This is a genomic window from Scytonema sp. PCC 10023, assembly GCF_963920835.1.
Taxonomy (GTDB): Bacteria; Cyanobacteriota; Cyanobacteriia; order Cyanobacteriales; family Nostocaceae; genus Kalymmatonema.
The window spans coordinates 89,943-108,561 of record NZ_CAWUDP010000018.1 but is presented as its reverse complement, the minus strand read 5'-3'; the positions used below and the strand labels follow the sequence as shown (position 1 = coordinate 108,561).

18 protein-coding genes and 1 pseudogene are annotated in these 18,619 nt (G+C 43.8%); 15 read left to right on the top strand and 4 right to left on the bottom strand.

Annotated elements, in window-relative coordinates:
- The first annotated feature begins 284 nt into the window (after positions 1-284).
- From mnmA to ACM0OZ_RS13425, 8 genes and pseudogenes are all read left to right on the top strand, one after another.
- Positions 285-1,340: a tRNA 2-thiouridine(34) synthase MnmA gene (gene mnmA / locus ACM0OZ_RS13460; protein WP_414583327.1), complete on the top strand. Its 1,056-nt coding sequence runs from the start codon at positions 285-287 to the stop codon at positions 1,338-1,340.
- A 7-nt stretch (positions 1,341-1,347) separates the two neighbouring features.
- Positions 1,348-1,536, top strand: coding sequence for a hypothetical protein (locus ACM0OZ_RS13455; protein WP_414583326.1), 189 nt, complete (start codon positions 1,348-1,350; stop codon positions 1,534-1,536).
- A 50-nt stretch (positions 1,537-1,586) separates the two neighbouring features.
- Complete coding sequence (sat, locus tag ACM0OZ_RS13450) at positions 1,587-2,774, top strand: sulfate adenylyltransferase (RefSeq protein WP_414583325.1); 1,188 nt, start codon at positions 1,587-1,589, stop codon at positions 2,772-2,774.
- Positions 2,775-2,874: 100 nt separating this feature from the next.
- The gene (locus ACM0OZ_RS13445; protein ID WP_414583324.1) at positions 2,875-5,085 is read left to right on the top strand and encodes a caspase family protein; all 2,211 of its coding nucleotides are present in this window, start codon (positions 2,875-2,877) and stop codon (positions 5,083-5,085) included.
- Between the two features lie 312 nt (positions 5,086-5,397).
- On the top strand, positions 5,398-5,544 hold the full coding sequence (locus tag ACM0OZ_RS13440) for a hypothetical protein (RefSeq protein ID WP_414583323.1): 147 nt from the start codon (positions 5,398-5,400) through the stop codon (positions 5,542-5,544).
- Positions 5,545-5,897: 353 nt separating this feature from the next.
- A pseudogene (locus ACM0OZ_RS13435) lies at positions 5,898-6,115 on the top strand (zinc ribbon domain-containing protein); the annotation flags it as partial.
- A gap of 335 nt (positions 6,116-6,450) precedes the next feature.
- Positions 6,451-6,609 (top strand): hypothetical protein, encoded by a 159-nt coding sequence (locus tag ACM0OZ_RS13430; RefSeq protein ID WP_414583322.1) that lies wholly within the window; start codon positions 6,451-6,453, stop codon positions 6,607-6,609.
- A complete protein-coding gene (locus ACM0OZ_RS13425; protein WP_414583321.1) occupies positions 6,584-6,820 on the top strand; it encodes a hypothetical protein in 237 nt (78 codons plus the stop codon). The genes ACM0OZ_RS13430 and ACM0OZ_RS13425 overlap by 26 nt, the downstream gene beginning before the upstream one ends.
- Before the next feature lie 36 nt (positions 6,821-6,856).
- On the opposite strand, the gene ACM0OZ_RS13420 is transcribed toward ACM0OZ_RS13425, so the two are convergent.
- A complete protein-coding gene (locus ACM0OZ_RS13420) occupies positions 6,857-7,720 on the bottom strand; it encodes an alpha/beta fold hydrolase (protein ID WP_414583320.1) in 864 nt (287 codons plus the stop codon).
- 207 nt (positions 7,721-7,927) lie between these two features.
- Here ACM0OZ_RS13420 and ACM0OZ_RS13415 point away from each other — a divergent pair, with 207 nt between their 5' ends.
- Positions 7,928-8,746 (top strand): DUF1206 domain-containing protein, encoded by an 819-nt coding sequence (locus ACM0OZ_RS13415; protein ID WP_414583319.1) that lies wholly within the window; start codon positions 7,928-7,930, stop codon positions 8,744-8,746.
- Positions 8,747-8,775: 29 nt separating this feature from the next.
- Here ACM0OZ_RS13415 and ACM0OZ_RS13410 read toward each other — a convergent pair whose 3' ends face one another.
- Positions 8,776-10,176, bottom strand: a complete 1,401-nt coding sequence (locus ACM0OZ_RS13410; RefSeq protein WP_414583318.1) for an RNA-guided endonuclease InsQ/TnpB family protein — start codon at positions 10,174-10,176, stop codon at positions 8,776-8,778.
- A 56-nt stretch (positions 10,177-10,232) separates the two neighbouring features.
- Between ACM0OZ_RS13410 and tnpA the strand changes: the two genes are divergently transcribed.
- The 5 genes from tnpA (at position 10,233) to ACM0OZ_RS13385 (ending at position 15,213) form a co-directional block, all read left to right on the top strand.
- The gene (gene tnpA, locus ACM0OZ_RS13405; RefSeq protein WP_096565616.1) at positions 10,233-10,646 is read left to right on the top strand and encodes an IS200/IS605 family transposase; all 414 of its coding nucleotides are present in this window, start codon (positions 10,233-10,235) and stop codon (positions 10,644-10,646) included.
- Positions 10,647-10,914: 268 nt separating this feature from the next.
- The gene (locus ACM0OZ_RS13400) at positions 10,915-12,072 is read left to right on the top strand and encodes a glycoside hydrolase family 10 protein (RefSeq protein WP_414583317.1); all 1,158 of its coding nucleotides are present in this window, start codon (positions 10,915-10,917) and stop codon (positions 12,070-12,072) included.
- 229 nt (positions 12,073-12,301) lie between these two features.
- Entirely contained in the window at positions 12,302-12,562 is a 261-nt protein-coding gene (locus ACM0OZ_RS13395) for a YcaO-like family protein (protein WP_414583316.1), read from the top strand.
- A 398-nt stretch (positions 12,563-12,960) separates the two neighbouring features.
- Complete coding sequence (locus ACM0OZ_RS13390) at positions 12,961-14,340, top strand: SagB family peptide dehydrogenase (protein ID WP_414583315.1); 1,380 nt, start codon at positions 12,961-12,963, stop codon at positions 14,338-14,340.
- A 36-nt stretch (positions 14,341-14,376) separates the two neighbouring features.
- Complete coding sequence (locus ACM0OZ_RS13385; protein ID WP_414583314.1) at positions 14,377-15,213, top strand: LamG-like jellyroll fold domain-containing protein; 837 nt, start codon at positions 14,377-14,379, stop codon at positions 15,211-15,213.
- Positions 15,214-15,822: 609 nt separating this feature from the next.
- On the opposite strand, the gene ACM0OZ_RS13380 is transcribed toward ACM0OZ_RS13385, so the two are convergent.
- Together ACM0OZ_RS13380 and ACM0OZ_RS13375 are read right to left on the bottom strand one after the other, a co-directional pair.
- On the bottom strand, positions 15,823-16,551 hold the full coding sequence (locus tag ACM0OZ_RS13380) for a DUF4386 domain-containing protein (protein WP_414583313.1): 729 nt from the start codon (positions 16,549-16,551) through the stop codon (positions 15,823-15,825).
- Positions 16,552-16,820: 269 nt separating this feature from the next.
- The gene (locus ACM0OZ_RS13375) at positions 16,821-17,450 is read right to left on the bottom strand and encodes a cupin domain-containing protein (RefSeq protein WP_414583312.1); all 630 of its coding nucleotides are present in this window, start codon (positions 17,448-17,450) and stop codon (positions 16,821-16,823) included.
- Positions 17,451-17,601: 151 nt separating this feature from the next.
- Between ACM0OZ_RS13375 and ACM0OZ_RS13370 the strand changes: the two genes are divergently transcribed.
- Positions 17,602-18,612: an AraC family transcriptional regulator gene (locus ACM0OZ_RS13370; RefSeq protein WP_414583311.1), complete on the top strand. Its 1,011-nt coding sequence runs from the start codon at positions 17,602-17,604 to the stop codon at positions 18,610-18,612.
- Positions 18,613-18,619 lie beyond the last annotated feature (7 nt).

Genomic DNA, 18,619 nt, shown 5'->3' with positions numbered 1-18,619 from the left:
ATGCAGTTCTTTTAATCTTGACAGCTTAGTAGTAGCAAAACTTAAGAAGGAATAAACAATGAAGTAGGAATAACAAATTTAATATAGCAATCCTAAATCATTTGTGAACAATTAAGATTCCCGACTTCTTTAAAGAAATCGGGAATCTGAGAATGGGGGATTTTCACTCTTTAGGTAAGTAAAACCTTTATCAGCAATATTTCACTGTTTAGCTTTGTGCCTTATGATAAGCCTTTGGTTGACAGTGTTAAGCTAGAACCAGTAGCCTAGCAATTCTTTTGGAGATGAACAAAGTAGTCGTTGGTCTTTCTGGTGGCGTAGACAGTTCCACCGCAGCAGCCATTTTGCACGATCAAGGTTATGAAGTTATTGGTCTGACCCTTTGGCTGATGAAAGGGAAAGGTCAATGCTGCTCTGAAGGTATGATTGACGCGGCTAGAATTTGCGAACAACTGGGCATTCCCCATCATATTGTTGATATTCGCGATGTCTTTCAGACCAATATCGTTGATTACCTGGTAGCCGGTTACAGCACTGGGATCACTCCTTTGCCTTGCTCGCAGTGCAATAAAACTGTGAAATTTGGTCCGATGTTGCAGTATGCTCGCGAAAATTTAGAATGCGATCGCATTGCCACCGGTCATTATGCCCGCATTCAGTATGATCAAGCAACTGGACGTTACCAGTTATTACGAGCACTTGACCGCAATAAGGATCAGTCCTACTTTCTCTATGACTTGTCGCAAGATTTACTAGCAGGCACCGTATTCCCTCTAGGAGAACTTCAAAAAACTGACACTCGTCGTCTTGCCACAGAACACGGTTTGAAAACAGCAGATAAGCCAGAAAGCCAGGACTTATGCTTAGTGGAAAGCAACGGTTCAATGCGAGCGTTTCTTGATAAATATCTTGCGCCCAAAAAAGGCGATATCGTTGATCCCACAGGCAAAGTGCTCGGTCAACACGATGGTGTCCATCATTACACGATAGGGCAACGTAAAGGCTTGGGGGTCGCCGCTGCTGAACCGTTGTATGTGATTGAATTGGATGCAGTGAACAATAGAGTGATTGTGGGCGATCGCACCAAAGCAACTCAACCCGAATGCACTGTAGGACGTGTCAATTGGGTATCTATGTCCGAACCATCAACCCCAATTCGCACTGAAGTTCAAATTCGCTACCGTTCAACTCCTGTACCAGTAACAGTCATTCCCTTGGAAAACTCCCGTGTCCGCGTAGTATTTGATGAACCTCAGTTTAGCATTACCCCCGGACAAGCTGCAGTTTGGTACGACGGCGACAAAGTGTTGGGTGGCGGGATCATTGAACAATTTAGCTAGATGATGAATGAGGTATGGGGAATCAGGAGTAGGAGAGCAAGGGGACAAATCAATTCAAAATTCAAAAGTTGGAATCTCTCCCTCATCCCCCTCATCCCCCTCATCCCCCTCATCCCCCTCATCCCCCTCATCTTTTCCTACTTTCTATTTGCGAATAACTATAATCTTTGCTCTATACGTGCCTACGGTTTGGTAAGTTATACATAGCTTTAAAAAAAATGTAGTTATCGCAAACAAAGGACTACCTTGAGTTATAATTTTGACAGTATAGCCCCTCATGGTGGGCAATTGGTGAATCGCATCGCTACACCTGACCAAAAACAAGTATTTCTCTCAAAAGCCGACTTTCTACCGCGAGTGCAACTTGATGATCGGGCGGTATCAGATTTGCAAATGATTGCAATTGGTGGTTTTAGTCCACTGAGTGGTTTTATGAATCAGGAGGACTACAACCGTGTTGTTACAGAAATGCGGCTAGCGAACGGAACGGTTTGGTCAATACCGGTTACACTCTCGGTTAGTGAAGAAGTCGCCGCCCCCTTGCAAGAAGGTGGTTTGATTCGTTTAGATAATCGTGCTGGTCAATATATCGGGGTATTGGAACTTACAGAAAAATACCACTACGACAAGATCCGTGAAGCTATTCATGTTTATCGAACCAATGATTCAAACCATCCTGGTGTAAAGGTACTCTACAATCAAGGTTCTGTAAATTTAGCAGGTGATGTGTGGTTATTAGAACGCGAGCCTCATCCTCTATTTCCAAAATACCAAGTTGATCCCGTCGAGTCTCGGCAGTTGTTTCAGGAAATGGGCTGGAAAACTATTGTTGGGTTCCAAACTCGCAACCCCATCCACCGCGCTCATGAATATATCCAAAAGTGCGCTTTGGAAATTGTGGATGGTCTATTTTTGCACCCATTGGTTGGAGCGACGAAAGAAGATGACATCCCCGCAGATGTGCGGATGCGCTGTTACGAAATTTTGATGGAGAAATACTACCCCCATAACCGCGTCCTTTTAGCAATTAATCCCTCGGCTATGCGTTATGCTGGTCCTCGGGAGGCAATTTTCCACGCTCTGATTCGCAAGAACTACGGTTGTACTCACTTTATCGTCGGACGAGATCACGCTGGAGTAGGTAATTACTACGGCACTTATGATGCTCAGCATATCTTTGATGAATTTAAGCCTGAAGAACTGGGCATTGTGCCGATGATGTTTGAACACGCCTTTTACTGCACGCGTACCCATCAAATGGCAACGAGTAAAACAAGTCCTAGTCTTCCGGAAGAGCGCATTCATCTTTCGGGAACAAAGGTGCGGGAAATGCTGCGCCGAGGTGAGTTACCTCCACCAGAATTTTCCCGTCCAGAGGTGGCGGCAGAATTGGCACGGGCAATGCAAATACCAGTCCATACTTACGATATTTAAAGCACATTCAAGGCAAAAAATAAAGTATAAAACGTTACTTTACACTACAGACCTCAGCCCTATAAGCTATAGCTGATGGACTGAGGGCTGTTAGCTAACTATGAAGCGGCGAACATTTTTACAAAGGCTTGGCTCTATACTTACGGTATTGGGTGCAGCGCAGGCTGAGTGGTTGACCCTTGGAAATCGCTATTACCAAGCTTTGGCACAACCCATACCACGTAAATTGGCTTTATTAGTAGGTATTAATCAGTACCCAGAACAACCAGGTCTGCTCGGTTGTCTAACTGATGTGGATCTGCAAAGGGAACTTTTGATTCACCGCTTTGGTTTCCAACCCTCAGACATTATTTCATTAACAAATGAAAAAGCGACGAGGGAATCTATCGAGACGGCTTTTTTCGAGCATCTGGTGAAACAAGCTAGACCTGACGATGTGGTCGTGTTTCACTACAGTGGCTATGGTAGCCGTGCCAAGTTGGAAATGCAAGAAACACAAAACGCTCTAGTTCCAGTTAATGGCATTGAACGCTCACAAGCAAATAATGTCAACTATATATTGGAAGAAACGCTACTGCTGATGTTGCGATCGCTAGCCACGAATCACGTAACAGCAGTATTGGATACGAGCTACTACACACGTTCCACCTTGCCGCCAACGAGTCTACGAATTCGCAGCCGTCCAGTACCAGAACAAGCTATCCTGTCAGCAGAAGAACTTGAGTTGCAACGTAAGCTACAGGAGCAGGTTGCCACAAAAGAGCCAGTTATTGTGCTATCAGCAACTTCTGATCCCAAGCAATTGGCAAGGGAGGAGCAGTTGTCTGGTTTTAGTGCTGGATTATTTACCTACACCTTAACGCAGTACTTGTGGGAAGCCACACCAGCAACGACAATTCAAGTCTGTCTTTCTCATGTGGGTGCTTCTGTCCAGCAGTTGGGAAGTACGAAACAGCAGCCAGCACTATTGCTAGATAAGAAAAATCAGCTTTTTCGGACGCCGATAGCAGATATTTTGCTGCCAAACAGTACTTCTGCGGCAGAAGGAGTCGTCACAGGAATTGAGGACGACGGGAAAACAGTTTTACTGTGGCTGGGAGGACTCCCTCCACAAGTCCTGGAATACTACGGAGTGAATTCCCGACTGACTCTGGTGACAAAAGAAGGGTTAAATGTAGAGACGAGAGGTAGCGCGTCTCTACAGTTCCGATCACGTGCAGGGTTAACAGCAAAAGCGCTAATTTCCAATCTTGAGGGTACGACTTCCCCACAAGTCGGGCAACTTGTTCAGGAAGCTGTGCGAGTTATTCCTCGGAATATAGGTTTAACGGTTGCTCTTGATACTGGACTAGAAAGAATTGAGCGCGTAGATGCAACAAGTGCCTTTGCAACAATCGCCCATGTGTCAAGCGTAGTAGCGGGAGAACAGCCAGCAGATTACGTGTTTGGGAAACTACCAGAAGCGAAGAATAAAGATTTAGCAGCCACTAACCCTACGGTTGTGTCTCTCAGTCGTTACGGTTTATTTTCTCTTGGTAGCGAACTCATTCCTAATACTGAAGGGGAAGCGGGAGACGCAGTCAAAGTAGCCGCGCAGCGGTTAGCACCAAAACTACAAACCTTGCTGGCGGCAAAATTATGGCGACTCACAGAGAATACAGGATCCTCCCGCTTGGGAATCAAGGCAACATTAGAAATCATTGGCACCCTCACGCCTCGGGCGGTGATACAACGAGAAACACTGCGAACCCAAAGCACTGAAACATCAAGCAAGAAACCATTCAATCCTGAACTCGGTGGTATTCCTACTGTAAGTGTCGGTAGTAAGATACAGTATCGAGTGGAAAATATGAGCGATCGCCCTGTTTATCTGATGCTGTTGGGATTAAATAGCAGTCGGAGTGCGATCGCTCTGGTTCCCTGGTACAAAAGTAGTGAATCAGACTCATCGGAAATCAAACCAGTACTCAAAGATATGGTCATTTCTCCAGGGGAGACGCTCACGATACCACAAACGACTACTGGTTTTGAATGGGTGGTGCAAGGACCAACTTCCTTGAGTGAAACCCAACTTATCTTTAGTACTGCACCTTTTACTCAATCTCTGTCTGCTTTAGAAGCTGCTAAGCATCCCAAAGCAGAACAACAGCGCATACAGCCTTTGATTAGCCCTTTAGAAGTCGCACAAGCCGTTTTACAAGATTTGCATAATGCCAGTGCAGTCAAGGATATGAACGGCACAGCGGCTGACTCATATGTGTTAGATGTGAATAATTGGGCAAGTCTGAGTTTTGTCTATCAGGTGGTGTGAGATTGGAAGACAGGGTGTTATTTGTTTATGGCGGTTTTCATTTGGATGAAGTACAGATTTGTAGTCATTGCTGATGATGTGCTTTTTCACTCCGATTTTGTAATAAATTTTACACACTAATTTCCAAGTTACACAAAAACTGTGTAGCAAAAGACGCACTCGCGTTCGGCACTGCCCCTTGGGCGATCCCCCTTGCTGCATAAGTCAATATCGTCTGCACCTAATAATCATTGGTCTGCCGAAGATCTACAACAGCGTTTTTTGCCCCCTTAACTTCATGGAAGGGGGTTTTATTTTTCGGTTGGAAGAACGGTGGATATTGATTCTTCTTACCGAAGAAAGGCAGAGGGCAGAGGGCAGAGGGCAGAAGGAAAGAAGGTAAGCTTTGATACAAAAATAAGTCCTCTGTTCTCTGCCATAAGGTTTAAAGCCCCTGAATTTATTTATGGAGAAAAATAAACGCGTAGCAACTTTATTAAATCCCCCGAATTCATTCGTGGGGACGCCTTCTGCCTTCTGCCTTCGTACTTCTGCCTTCTTAATAAAGCATTCTGACTTGAATAAAACGGTAAACCCTGCCTTAAAGTGGTTTTCATCCTTGGTGCAAGCACGAGGGTTTTCAACCTACCTTCTTATCGGAAAGCGCCTTATATCCCCGTCCCTTTTAGGGCGGGGATATAAGGCGGCGAGTGACGAAAGCATCTCTTCTCTTAAGTTGACCGCAGGTCTACAGAAGAAGAGATGTTTGAGGAATGAGCTATCTCCGGGTTGGGTAACGAGTCAATCCATTCCTCTACCAAACTAGACATGGTTCCGTCAATCCTAGAATGACATCTCAAAAGTGTTCGGATTGCGGTGCAATTGTGAAAAAATCTCTCTCAACTCGTACCCATAAATGTAGTTGTGGATGCGAGCTACAAAGAGATGTGAATGCGGCGATAAATATTCTGAATCTTGCGCGACAAGCGTGAGTGTTGGGCAATCCCGAAGTAACGCTACAGGAGTCGGAACCACTACGCTAATTGGGGAAACCCAGAAGCGAGCAAGTTACGACGTAGAGTGTAGAATCCCCGTGCGTTTACGCCGGGGAGTGTCAATTACTACGATTGCCCAAAGGGCAGTGAGCTTCTTTGAAATCATCGATACCAAGAATCAACCACGAACGCGAGTCCGTCTGAGCCAGGAGAAGAATCTGCATTTTATTTTGTCTTTGCCCCTAAATATGAATCAAGCTAAGTGTCTTCGGAAGAATAGGGCTGGCAGATTTTTCCGGATTCGATGAAGCGGTATATGGTCTATTAAGTAGTCTTTCTAGAGCATGTATCTATTAGGACTTTTTTGAAAATGTTTTTTCGGAGGAGAAAAATGGTTCCAACACTAACCAATTTCAAAATTCGCGTCGTAACTCAAACAAGAAAGCATAGATATCTAGAAGTCGCACGAGTTGGAGTTGGTGCGATCATAGTGATCGCACTCATCACTTACGGCAGGTTGCTAGATGTACTCAGCAACACAACCGATTAACCAACCCGCTGTCCATCCTTCTGTGACATTGCGCGATGTGGCACGTAAGCGCAAAGCGCAGGCACTCTCGGCGCGTAAGCTCCTCGCTCCGGGAGGCACAAAGCAGCGTGTCCCAGAGGGACTCACGCGAGTGCGTGTCGCAAAGCGACTCAGTGTCCTCAGTCATGCGATCGCCCCAAAGTGCATAACTCAATTTCACTCACATCTATAGCGCCATAAATGGCATCTTTGAAAAATCACTAAGAAATTAACGCCCCAAAAACTCTCGTATGTACTGATTGACTAATTGAGGCTCCTCCTGCTGTACCCAATGGCTACAGTTGGCAATATATTTAATTTGAAAATCTTTGACATAAGCCTCTGTGCCGTAGCTTAATTCCTTGCCAAGCGCGGTATCTTTTTCTCCCCAAATCATCAACGTTGGCACTTCCAAAACACCCCACTTTTGATTTATCATTCTCTGTTGAAAAATGTTGCGGTAATAGTTCAACATTGCTGTAAGGGCACCCCGTTTGGATGCAGCATCTTTGTAAGCTTCAATATCCGCTTGGGTGATAGCGCTCTTGTTAACCGCCATACCTTTGAAAGCAGTTTCAACTGGTTGATAATCAAAGGATTGTATGAGAAATTCTGGTATTGCTGGTAATTGAAATAAGAACATATACGAGCTGCGTAGCAACTGTTGAGGAGTGCGTAAGCCTTCGGCAAATTTGGCGGGATGAGGGAGATTCAGTACAATTAAACGCTCTACCATTTCAGGGTGAGAGTAAGCGAAATTCCAAGCTATCAAACCACCCCAATCATGTCCCACCAAAATACTTTTTTCGTATCCTAATCCCTTAATGACCCCTTCAACGTCTCTGACAAATTCATCCATCACATAAGCTGATTGGTTTTTTGGCTTATCGCTGTCGTTGTAGCCACGCAAGTCAAGGGCAACAACTTTATAGTTTTTGGCAAATTCTGGTATTTGATGCCGCCACGAATACCAAAACTCAGGGAATCCGTGCAGCATCACCATGAGAGGACCTTCTCCCTGAGTGACGTAATGCAATTTCACTCCGTTTGTCGTGATGTATTGGTGCTGCCATGAACCTTCTACTACTGACATAATTTATACTCTTAAAGGTAGATAATTGGGCTTTAAATACAAGTATTAATATTAACTTTTATCGAAAATTGTTGAGATTCAAAACTAACTTGAGAAGGAACAAATTACTCAACAAATCTTCATATTATATTTAAAATTATTCCTTTGGTAGATGTATATTATGGGTGATTTTTGCTAAATACTTATCCATAATTAAACTGAAATATTATGACACAGCAAATAACACAACATCCTTCTTTGTGGGTGGAGCGATTAGCTAGATTTGGTTATATATCCAAAGGAGTAGTTTACAGTGTTGTTGGACTACTGGCAGCACAAGCAGCTTTTGGTAGTGGTGGTAAAACGACTGATACAGAAGGCGCTCTCCAAGAAATTGTCAATCAGCCATTTGGAGAGTTTTTGCTAGCTTTGGTGGCTATTGGGTTAATTGGATACGTGATTTTTCGTTTTGTGCAAGCAATCAAAGACCCAGAACATAAAGGCACAGATGCCAAAGGTTTGGCACAGCGAGTTGGTTATGCAATCAATGGTTTAATCTACGCTGGTATAGCTTTAAGCGCTGTCCAAATTATCCTCGGTTCGGACGGTGGTGGTAATAGTAATTCTAGACAAGATTGGACAGCCCGATTACTTTCTCAGCCCTTTGGTCAATGGTTAGTTGGGGCGGTTGGAGCGTTTACTATTGGTTTGGGTTTTTATGAGTTTTATGAAGCTTTTAGTGGGAAGTTTCGTAGAAAATTAGATTTGTATGAATTGGACGATTCTGAACGCAAATTGGTAATGGGTATTTCCAGATTTGGTTTGGTAGCCCGAGGGATAGTTTTCTGTATTATTGGTTGGTTTTTGATTCAAGCAGCAACTCAGTCTGACGCCAGCCAAGCGGGAGGTTTAGGTGAGGCGTTACAGGCGATCGCGCAACAACCTTATGGTCCTTGGCTTTTGGGTATTGTGGCGCTGGGTTTAGTTGCTTACGGTGGTTACATGGTGATTCAGGCGCGGTATAGTCGGATAGTCATAGGAAGTTGACCTCTCCTCCGGCTAAAGCCAAGAGGATTCTAAACTGATGTAGCGAAGCAGGCTAAAAGCCCTGCTTCGCTACGTTTACGATATATTTTCTTCAGTGAGCTGAATACGTTATACCGTTTGGGAAGGGTCAAAACTTCCCTTATTACCTTGGCTAGACATAAGCCTAACTGTGTTTTTACTTTGACTAGGATGTTGGCTGCACCATTGCAATCAGCATTGATAACCAAATTATTCTTGGTCTTGTACATTCCACGCTTAACTCGCTTACCTGATGGTTTCCAGCTTCCGGGTTTTTCACCGTTAAATTTTGGCAAGAAATCACCATCTAAAAAGCTCGTCTTACTGGTGTAACTCTCCTCGGTTTCAGTAAACTGAATCCCGATTTCTTCACACAGTTGTCGAATACGCTCTTTAAGTTTAGAAGTCGGAATTTGTACAAAATTTTGATTATTGCGTCTCCCTAGAGTTATTTTGTCTTTAACTCCCTGACCCCAACCAAACACCACGTTACCAATTTTATGGTTAAGGCAATAGTTGACAATGAATCTAGCGGTCTTATTAATAGCGTCCCGCATCTGACGGTTACGCAGTTCTGCAAGACTGGCTAGTTCTTCACTCCAAAATCCCTGTGGCTTTCCTGTTTTAATCTTTTTGACCTTGCGGTTGTAATTGGTGTTAAGGGATTTGAGTTGCCTGCCATCAATGATCAAAGATTTACCCAGTGTTGAAACACAAGTTAACCAATTGTTAGTTCCTGGATCTATCCCCAGCGCTTCTTCGTAATCTAGTCCTAGCAAGCAGCTTACGCCCTCGTTTCCAGACTTGTAAACGTACTCAGCATATAGCTCACGGTTACGCGGTAGTATACGAACCTCGACCAGTTGATGAGGCTTAAATCCGTATCCTCCAGGAATCCAAACATCGCTTAAGATATCCTTATCCTTGGATAACTCCCGTGAAATTGCTAAACGACACATCCCTGTTTCTATGTCTAGTTTCACGGCTTGAACAGGAAATGTGACGACAGTTAATCCATCTTTGCGATAACCAGGAATACGCGGTCTAGCCTTCAGTTCTCCATTAAAGAACAATGGCAGCAGTTCATTGTAAGAGCGAAAACTTTCAATGACTGACTTAATTGTTTGTTGCGCTTGTTGTCCTCCCAGGATTTGATAGTGTTGGCTTGCTGCAAATTCTTTGCACAATGAAGCATAACTATCAACACTAATCTTCTTGAGCTTGAACCCAGAACGGTAAAAACCATCCTTATCGAAGAATTCAACACGCTCGCAAGTCTCAAAATGCTTCTGTCTTATTGAATAAACAACCTCATTTGAAAGCTTGCTTGCTTGTTCACAAAGCAAAATCAAGAAATTGTTAGTTTCATCATTGATAGCGTCAGTCAGTCTAATCTGTTGTGTTTTGTACAAATATATGTATTTAGCTATAGTATTAAATACATATTATAACTAAAAGATTCCGGAAGATGTCTAAACTTTCACCTAAAGATTATGAGTACCGACGCGCTGAAGGTTCTATATCATCTTTGAATTATCACTTTGTATTTTGCCCAAAACGCCGCAAAGCAGTACTGGTCAATCAAGTGGCTACTAGGCTCCAGGAAATTATCTTTGAACTAGTGACCGAACATGGATGGAAACTCATAGCACTTGAAATTATGCCCGACCAGGTACACTGCTTCCTGAATGTCCCGCCTCATGAATCACCTTCTGATATTGCCCGATGGATTAAAGGGAGAGCGTCTCATCACCTGAGACAGGAGTTTCCAGAACTTAAAAAAATGCCTTGCCTTTGGAGTCCTAGCTACTTTGTTGCTTCAACTGGTCAAGTCAGCACTGAAGTGGTTAAGCGATACATTGAAGACCAGCGTTCTAAGTAAACACTGGCGGCTTTTAAGCAGCCGTCAGCTTTCATCCCCCGGCTAGAGGCTCTCAGCATATACTTGGTAGAAAAATGAACGGGGATTGGGGACTGGGGACTGGGAAATAAAGTAAAAAGAACCAAGGAAAAAGTAAAAAGAAAGAACAATTCAATATTTCTTTTAACTTTTAACTTTTAACTTTTCTTCCTAATCCCTAATCCCCAATCCCCAATCCCCAATCCCAGGAAAGTTTATTGAATACCCCGAACACATTATTAAAAGGCGCATGGCAAAAGTAGAAATACGCGGCGTCTGGCTAACCACCACCGATAGCAAACTTTTCGATTCTCGGCAAAATATTGCGGCAGCGATGGACTTCCTCGCCGAGACGGGATTTAATGTGGTCTTCCCTGTTGTTTGGAATAGGGGGGCGACAATGTATCCCAGTCAATTAATGCGGCAAACCTTTGATATAGAAATTAACCCGCAATTTGTTGGGCGCGATCCTTTGGCAGAACTGGTGATTGAGGCGCGGCGGGTTGGGCTAAAAGTCATTCCTTGGTTTGAATACGGATTCGCCAGTTCCTACAATTTGAATGGTGGACCACTGCTGGCAAAAAAACCTGAATGGACTGCCCGTGACAGTAAGGGTAACTTGCTGAAGAAAAACGGGTTTGAATGGCTGAATGCCCTTGACCCGGAAGTCCAAAGTTTCATGTTAAATCTCATATTGGAAGTCGTACAAAATTATGATGTGGACGGCATCCAAGCTGATGACCGCTTGCCTGCATTACCAAGCGAAGGTGGCTATGACTCAGGAACTGTGGAACGCTACCGTCAGCAGTTTGGTGAATCTCCGCCAAAAAACTTCAAGGACGGGCGATGGTTGCAGTGGCGTGCTGATATTCTCACAGAATTCCTTGCCCGTCTCTATCAGGAAGTCAAAGCTATTAATTCCAACCTGCTGATATCAATTGCCCCTAATATTCATGATTGGGCATATAAGGAGTACCTGCAAGATTCACCCACTTGGCTGCAACGAGGGCTGGTAGATATTATCCATCCGCAAATCTATCGCCGTGATTTCCTCAGTTACAAAGGTATTGTTGATAAGCTGGTCCACGAGCAATTTACAGATGCTACACTGTCGAAATTGGCACCAGGAATTCTGATGAAAGTTGGTTCTTACCGGATAAGTCCAGAGTACTTGTTGCAAGCTATTGAATATAACCGTCCTTGTGGTATTTCTGGGGAAGTTTTCTTTTTCTATGAAGGTTTGCGAGAAGACAATAACGCCTTAGCCCAGGCGTTGCGAAAAGGTCCTTATGCCCAGTCTGCTGCATTTCCTTCTCTATCAGAGCTAAATCAAGTTAGAGTCAGCAAGAAGGCATCATCTTCTCTTTGGCAGCAGTTTATGAGCTTTTTTAGAAATCTTTTTTCATAAATTTGCCTTGAAAGCGCCCCACGGGCGGCGCACCACCCGTTATGAATGCAAGAAACACTTCCCTCTCTCCCTCCCTCACTCCCAATACGGTTTGGATAAGATCCCCCCGCCTAACGGCGACCTCCTTAAAAAGGGGGTAAAGAAGGGAAATAGCCCCCCAATTTATCGGGGGGTTGGGGGGATCTTCACGCGATAAACAAGCTAACCGAATTTTATTTCTTAGATTATTGTGACCTTTTTTGAATTCAAATATGAAGATGTCATGACTTGTGTAGAAATTGCCAAAAATGCTGGATTGGAAACTTTGGTACTGAATCAAACTCGCCCAGATATCGGCTTAAGTGTCGTCAAGGTAATTGTACCAGGATTGCGACATTTCTGGTGGAGACTTGCGCCAGGACGACTTTATGATGTCCCTGCAAAAATGGGCAAGTTTCCTGCACCATTAACAGAAGAACAGCTAAATCCGATCCCAATGCCATTTGTGTAAATTAACGCGATCGCTACTCTCAAGATTGTAGGGTGTGTTGTCGCGCAGCGCAACGCACCAAAACCGCCGGATGGTGCATTAGCCACTAAGTATATGTAGTGTTATCGCGCAGCGTAACGCACCAAAACCGCCGGATGGTGCATTAGCCACTAAGTATATGTAGTGTTGTCGCGCAGCGTAACGCACCAAAACCGCCAGATGGTGCATTAGCCACTAAGTATATGTAGTGTTATCGCGCAGCGCAAGGCACCAAAACCGCCGGATGGTGCATTAGCCACTAAGTATATGTAGTGTTGTCGCGCAGCGCAAGGCACCAAAACCGCCGGATGGTGCATTAGCCAAAGGCATAACGCACCCTACGTGTATTTCCTACTCAATCTTACATTTTTGCCAGTACTATGAATTCATTTTTTACCCTTTCTTTGGGAAAAGGAATCGCCTTAATTCCAGAAGATGAGCGAATCCTCCTGCAATCTAATTTTTGTAATTTAACCTTTTCTCACCCTAAACTTGGATTACAAACTGCTTTACATCATCTTAAGCATTCCCCTACTACTCTCTCTCAACTTAGACAGATAGTTGTAGAAACTGATGGCGTTGAGGAGAGAAATAAATTTGATACCTACTTAGAAAAACTTACTTATTTTGGCTGGATTTGTCATTCAGTTTTACCGCTTGCTACCGCCATCCCTCTGACAGGAGATTATCAATTTCACTGTCCAGAAATTGATTGGCAACAACAATCATTTACTCTATCTCGCTTTGCTTATTTGCATAAAGTAGACGGAGAAATGATTTTAGAATCTCCCCAATCTCAAGCTAAAATAATTTTATTAGATTGGCGAGCAGCAGCCCTGATTACTAAATTATCTCAGCCTCAAACTAGCGCCACATTAGTAGAGGGAATTGCCGACATCACAGAAGAACTAGGGCAACAATTTCTTAGTCTACTATTAGCCACTCAAATGTTATCCTTAGAGACAGAAAATTCTCATATCATGCAATGGGAATTTCATGACCTCCTCTTTCACAGTCGCAGTCGTAAAGGAAGACATAGTAAACCGATAGGGGCAACCTACCGCTTTTTGGAAAAAATTGAACCTCTACCCGTAATCAAACCACCCATAAGTGATAAGGTAATTCAATTATATAAACCTAACCTAGAAGATTTAGCTAAAACTGATATTTCTTTAACTCAAGCCTTAGAATCGAGAAAGTCAATTCGAGAGTATGACGAAAACCCAATTACCCTAGTACAATTAGGAGAATTGCTCTATCGCTGTGCTAGGGTAAAAGAAATAATTGACTTAAAAGAAAAGGGACAATTGAGCCGCCGTCCCTATCCAGGAGCAGGTGCTATTTATGAATTAGAGATATATCCAATAGTTAACTACTGTGAGGGACTAGAAGCAGCGGTATATCATTATCGACCTGGTTCTCATGAACTAGAGCTAGTTTCTGAATGGAACCCAGCAATCGAAGCTTTATTTACAGATGCTTATCACGCTTGTGCAAAGCAAGTCATTCCGCAAATTTTAGTAATAATTACTGCTAGATTTTGCAGATTTTTTTGGAAGTATCAATCCATGGCTTACGCGGCAATTTTAAAGCACGTTGGTGTTTTGTATCAAAGTTTTTATTTAGTGACAACAGCAATGAAATTAGCTCCCTGTGCTTTGGGGAGTGGCAATTCCGATTTGTTTGCTAAAGCAACAGGAATAGATTACTACGAAGAATCTTCTGTTGGAGAGTTTATGTTAGGTACAGTCAAACAGTAATGATGAAACGATTGAAATTGAAGAGTTGTTGAAACTATGGCTAAAAATTCTCAAAAAAACCAGACCCCAGCCCTGCCCACAGTACTAGATTTTGATGGACAAGATGATTTTGTAGAAATCAAGCACAATAACACTTTTAATTTACCAAACAAGTTTACTATCGAAGCTTGGGTAAAAACTAAAAAATTGAGTGGTGTTCAAAGAATATTTGCCAAATTTCCAGCTTATGCCTTTGGTTTAAACGGTAGCCAAATTCGATTTACCACTTTAAAGAAACGAGATTACGACACAACCCAAGCCCAGCTTGCGATAGATACTTGGTATCATTTAGCAGTTGTTTTAGATAACAACAACCACGCCCATTTTTATCTAAACGGCGAACTGTTGCAGACTGTCGCTGGAACTCAGCCAGCTAACAATAGCAGCGACTCTGCTTATATTGGTAAGAATCAAAATGGCGAATATTGGCACGGTTCAATTGCTGAACTCCGCATCTGGAATTCAATTCGCTCAAAAGAAGAAATTCAAGCTAATAAATCTCACCGTCTAGTGGGTAATGAACCAGGGTTAGTAGCCTACTGGCTCTTAGATGAAGGCACTGGCAATACAGTCCACGATAAAACTAGCAATAATAATCACGGCACTATCTCTGGGAATGCCACTTGGGCACAATCTGAGTTGCCAATACAAGCACCTGTTACACCAACGCCAGCATCTGAAACCACTGATTCTTCTACAAGCAAAGAGGTTGAACGCCACTTGTTAGCCACCGGGCTTGAAGATTATGGATTTTGGTGGCAAGAAATGCTCAAAGCCCAAGCTGAGAAAACTGAGCCAGATAAGCCCTTTCGTCGTGGTCGAATTTGGAGTTAGAAACAGACAGCGATCGGTGATGGAAAATTGATAAAGAAGCGATGGTCAATTCTGAATGATTTGTGAACAACAAATTCCCGACTTCTTGAATAAATGGGGAATGTGAACTAGCAATTCTCATTTGAATGAAGTTGAACCACAGATTAACCTTGCCCTCGAGCGAAGCGAAGGGACAGATGCACACCGATGATATGATGTCCGGCAAATTACCCATAATTATAGAACCCCACCCCTAACCCCTCCCCGCTTGCGGGGAGGGGAGCCAAAGCTACGCTTTGGCGGGGTGGGGTTTTCCAGGATTTGTCAGTAATTGAGCGGACATGATATGAATTACCGCAACGTGAGTTCGATATATCCTGATTTGACCCCTCTCCAAACCTCTCCCCGAAGCGGGGAGAGGCTTAAAAAGCCTATTATTTCGTACGTGCGTTTGTCTTGCGCCAAAACCTCCCCTCCCCTTACCAAGGGGAGGGGTTGGGGGTGGGGTAAATCAACGTGGAATAAAAGTTTGAACGTGATTGTTGACACTAATGGGAAGGGAGGCGGGTGAGGTTCTTCGCTTTTTATAAGTGTTAATCCGGATATGATATTACGAACCCATACCTGAAATCATTGAAGATTTACAGCTACCCGTTTCTTGGCTGCTTTTATCAGGAATACCCCGATGACAACCAGCCAGATTTCCCAGATGATGAAACCAACGGGAGTGACTTCCCATGTAGGAGTGGATGGAATAACCGTTGCAAGTAACTCGCTTTGTCCAAAAATCAAAAAGGGTACCGTTGCTAAACCCATCCAGCCAACCCAAGGTTTGAAAAGGGGAGATTTGAGCATTGCCATACCAACTCCTAACGTCCAGAAAGCAAGCAGAAGTTGCCCGATTTGTTCGCCGATGACAACGCCGCCATATTGATGAACTGCTTGGTAGACGACTGCAACCGACTCGCGGGTTACTTGACTAGCATCTGGATCGACATATAACTTAGCCAAGACAGGGATCACAAACACCCAGCGCATTAGCCCAACCGACTGTAGCGCACCGGAAACCACTCCTGATAGGGTAGCGGCGGTAAGATACGGGGTATCTTCGCGTCCCAGTACTTTCTGGAGTAGCGCACTGACTGGGATAAACAGCAATGCCGTCAGACCAAAAACAAACCAAGTTAAGATGAGTCTAGTCCCGCCTGCATGGAACTGAGTTAAGACGTAAGCTGTAGGTTTGCGTAATATATCGTCGTACTCAAAATTCTGAATCAGCAGCAAGTACGGTATATTGAGCAGAATGGAGAAGACAATAAACAGGACACCCGTTGTTCTAGAAAGTTGTAAGCGACTCATTTTATTATTTCCCTCGACTGTTTGATATTTAGCGTTTCGCGCCCTGTACTAAAAACAAAACTTAACTGTTCACTGTTTTTTAATTAGGACTTACGCAAAAGTTACGGAAGACAAACCGCAGAGGACGCAGCAGAGGACACAGAGAAATAAGAGTTTGAGAGGTTTTTGCGTAAGTCCTATTAATAAGAAGTAACCAGATGGTGGCTTTACAATTGGGCTTTACTGGCAAGGCAGCAACCTTGTGCTGGAAAGGTTTGCTAGAAGCTTGCTCAAGCCTCTTTTTGCTCAACTTCTTTCCAATATTTGACTAGCGATCGCTCCACTCCCAAAAGGCGACCAATCCCAGCTAACGTTCCGATAATCAGCTTTTGGACGAACAACGGCAAACCAACAAATACGAGGTCAGCTTTCTGAATGACTAAGGCGAGTTGCAAAGGATTTGTGGGCATCCCCTGTTTGTTCACTTTTGCATCAATCGCCAGACCGTACATTGCTCTAATAAACTGCTCAAACTCTCCTGCTGGACGTACTTCGGATACGAATGTTACCCACTCGTCAGAGGTATTGCGGAAACTATGAGGCGTACCAGCAGGAACGTACACAATTTCTCCTGGTCGGAGTATCTTAATGTTTCCTTTGCCACCCACTTCCATTTCGAGCGAGCCGCTTAAGACCTCAAACGTTTCTGTGAGATGATTGTGATAATGTAGGGGACTGCCGTTTGATCCGGGTGGAAGGTTGAACTGAGCCTTAAAAGAATTCCCGTTGCTATCGTGAGTCGAGCAAAGGATTGTCATGCGATCGCCTGTCACGGGGTTTTCAATTTGTTCGGGTAGTGACTGATTTGAGATTGCGGTGAACGACGTGTTGGAATCAAAGCCTAGTTTTGTTGATGTCATTTTGGGAAAGCTCCTTTGTTTAAGTTGTTTGATGTACAGCGCGTTTTGACCAACAATTAAAAGGTAAGCTGTCTAGTTAGATGTTGAATTGACATATTGCGCCAAGGAATTGACTCATCACGCCGTTTTGGAAAACTCTGCTTGAATATCCATGAAAGAAGCGACTTTCTCCGTTTCTCTCGTTCGCAGCACTGTTCAATATGCAGCAACTTATAAAGGCATAGATCCCAAAAGCCTGTGTGCTGCCATTGGTATTGACCCTAAAATGCTGGAGGTGCCCGATAGCCGCGTTACAGGCGAAATTAATCGAGCTATGTGGCACGAAGTGGTCAAGCTGACAGGCGATGACAACATCGGTTTACATATAGGGGAAACCTTCAATGTGGCGATGATTGGGATTGTGGGCTATGTGCTTTTCAATTGTCAGAGTTTTAGACAGGTGCTGGAAAACCTCTCGCGCTACACACGTCTGTTCAGTCAGGGGGCTTATATCCACTTCTCAATTTCACAAGGGCAGGTGTTGTGCGACTGTGATATCGTAAGTCACCTGAAAAACTACTTGCTAGAAGAACCTCGACAGCCCATCGAGTCTACGTTTTCAGCCCTACTAACGACAACAAAAACGCTGACGGGTAACTCACTAATTCCTGATGCAGTTTGGTTTCAACATCCACGTCCAACGGATATTTCTGAACACCAGCGGATCTTTCACGCACCTGTACACTTTTCTCAACCAACAAATCGGCTTATCTTCGATGCTGGCTGTTTGGATTGGACTATTTTATCTGCCAATCCATCGCTTTTGTCGATGTTTGAGCAACATGCTGAAGTAATGCTCAACGAACTGAGCCAAGAAGATACGTACACGAACCAAGTTGTTCGGGCAGTTACGCATGGTTTGAAGGGAGAAGTTCCTTCTATTGAGGCGATCGCTCGCACTTTAGCTATCAGTGTTCGGAACCTGCAACGAGAACTGCAAGCAGAGGGGACTTCGTATCAGCAACTTTTGGATGAGACGCGCAAAGAGTTAGCTCTAAGATATTTGAAAAAAGCTGATACCCCAATTCATGATATAGCTTTTTTGCTGGGTTTTTCCGAACCAAGTGCGTTCCACCGTGCCTTTAAGCGATGGACAGGAAAAACGCCACGGGCATACAGATGACTTCCAC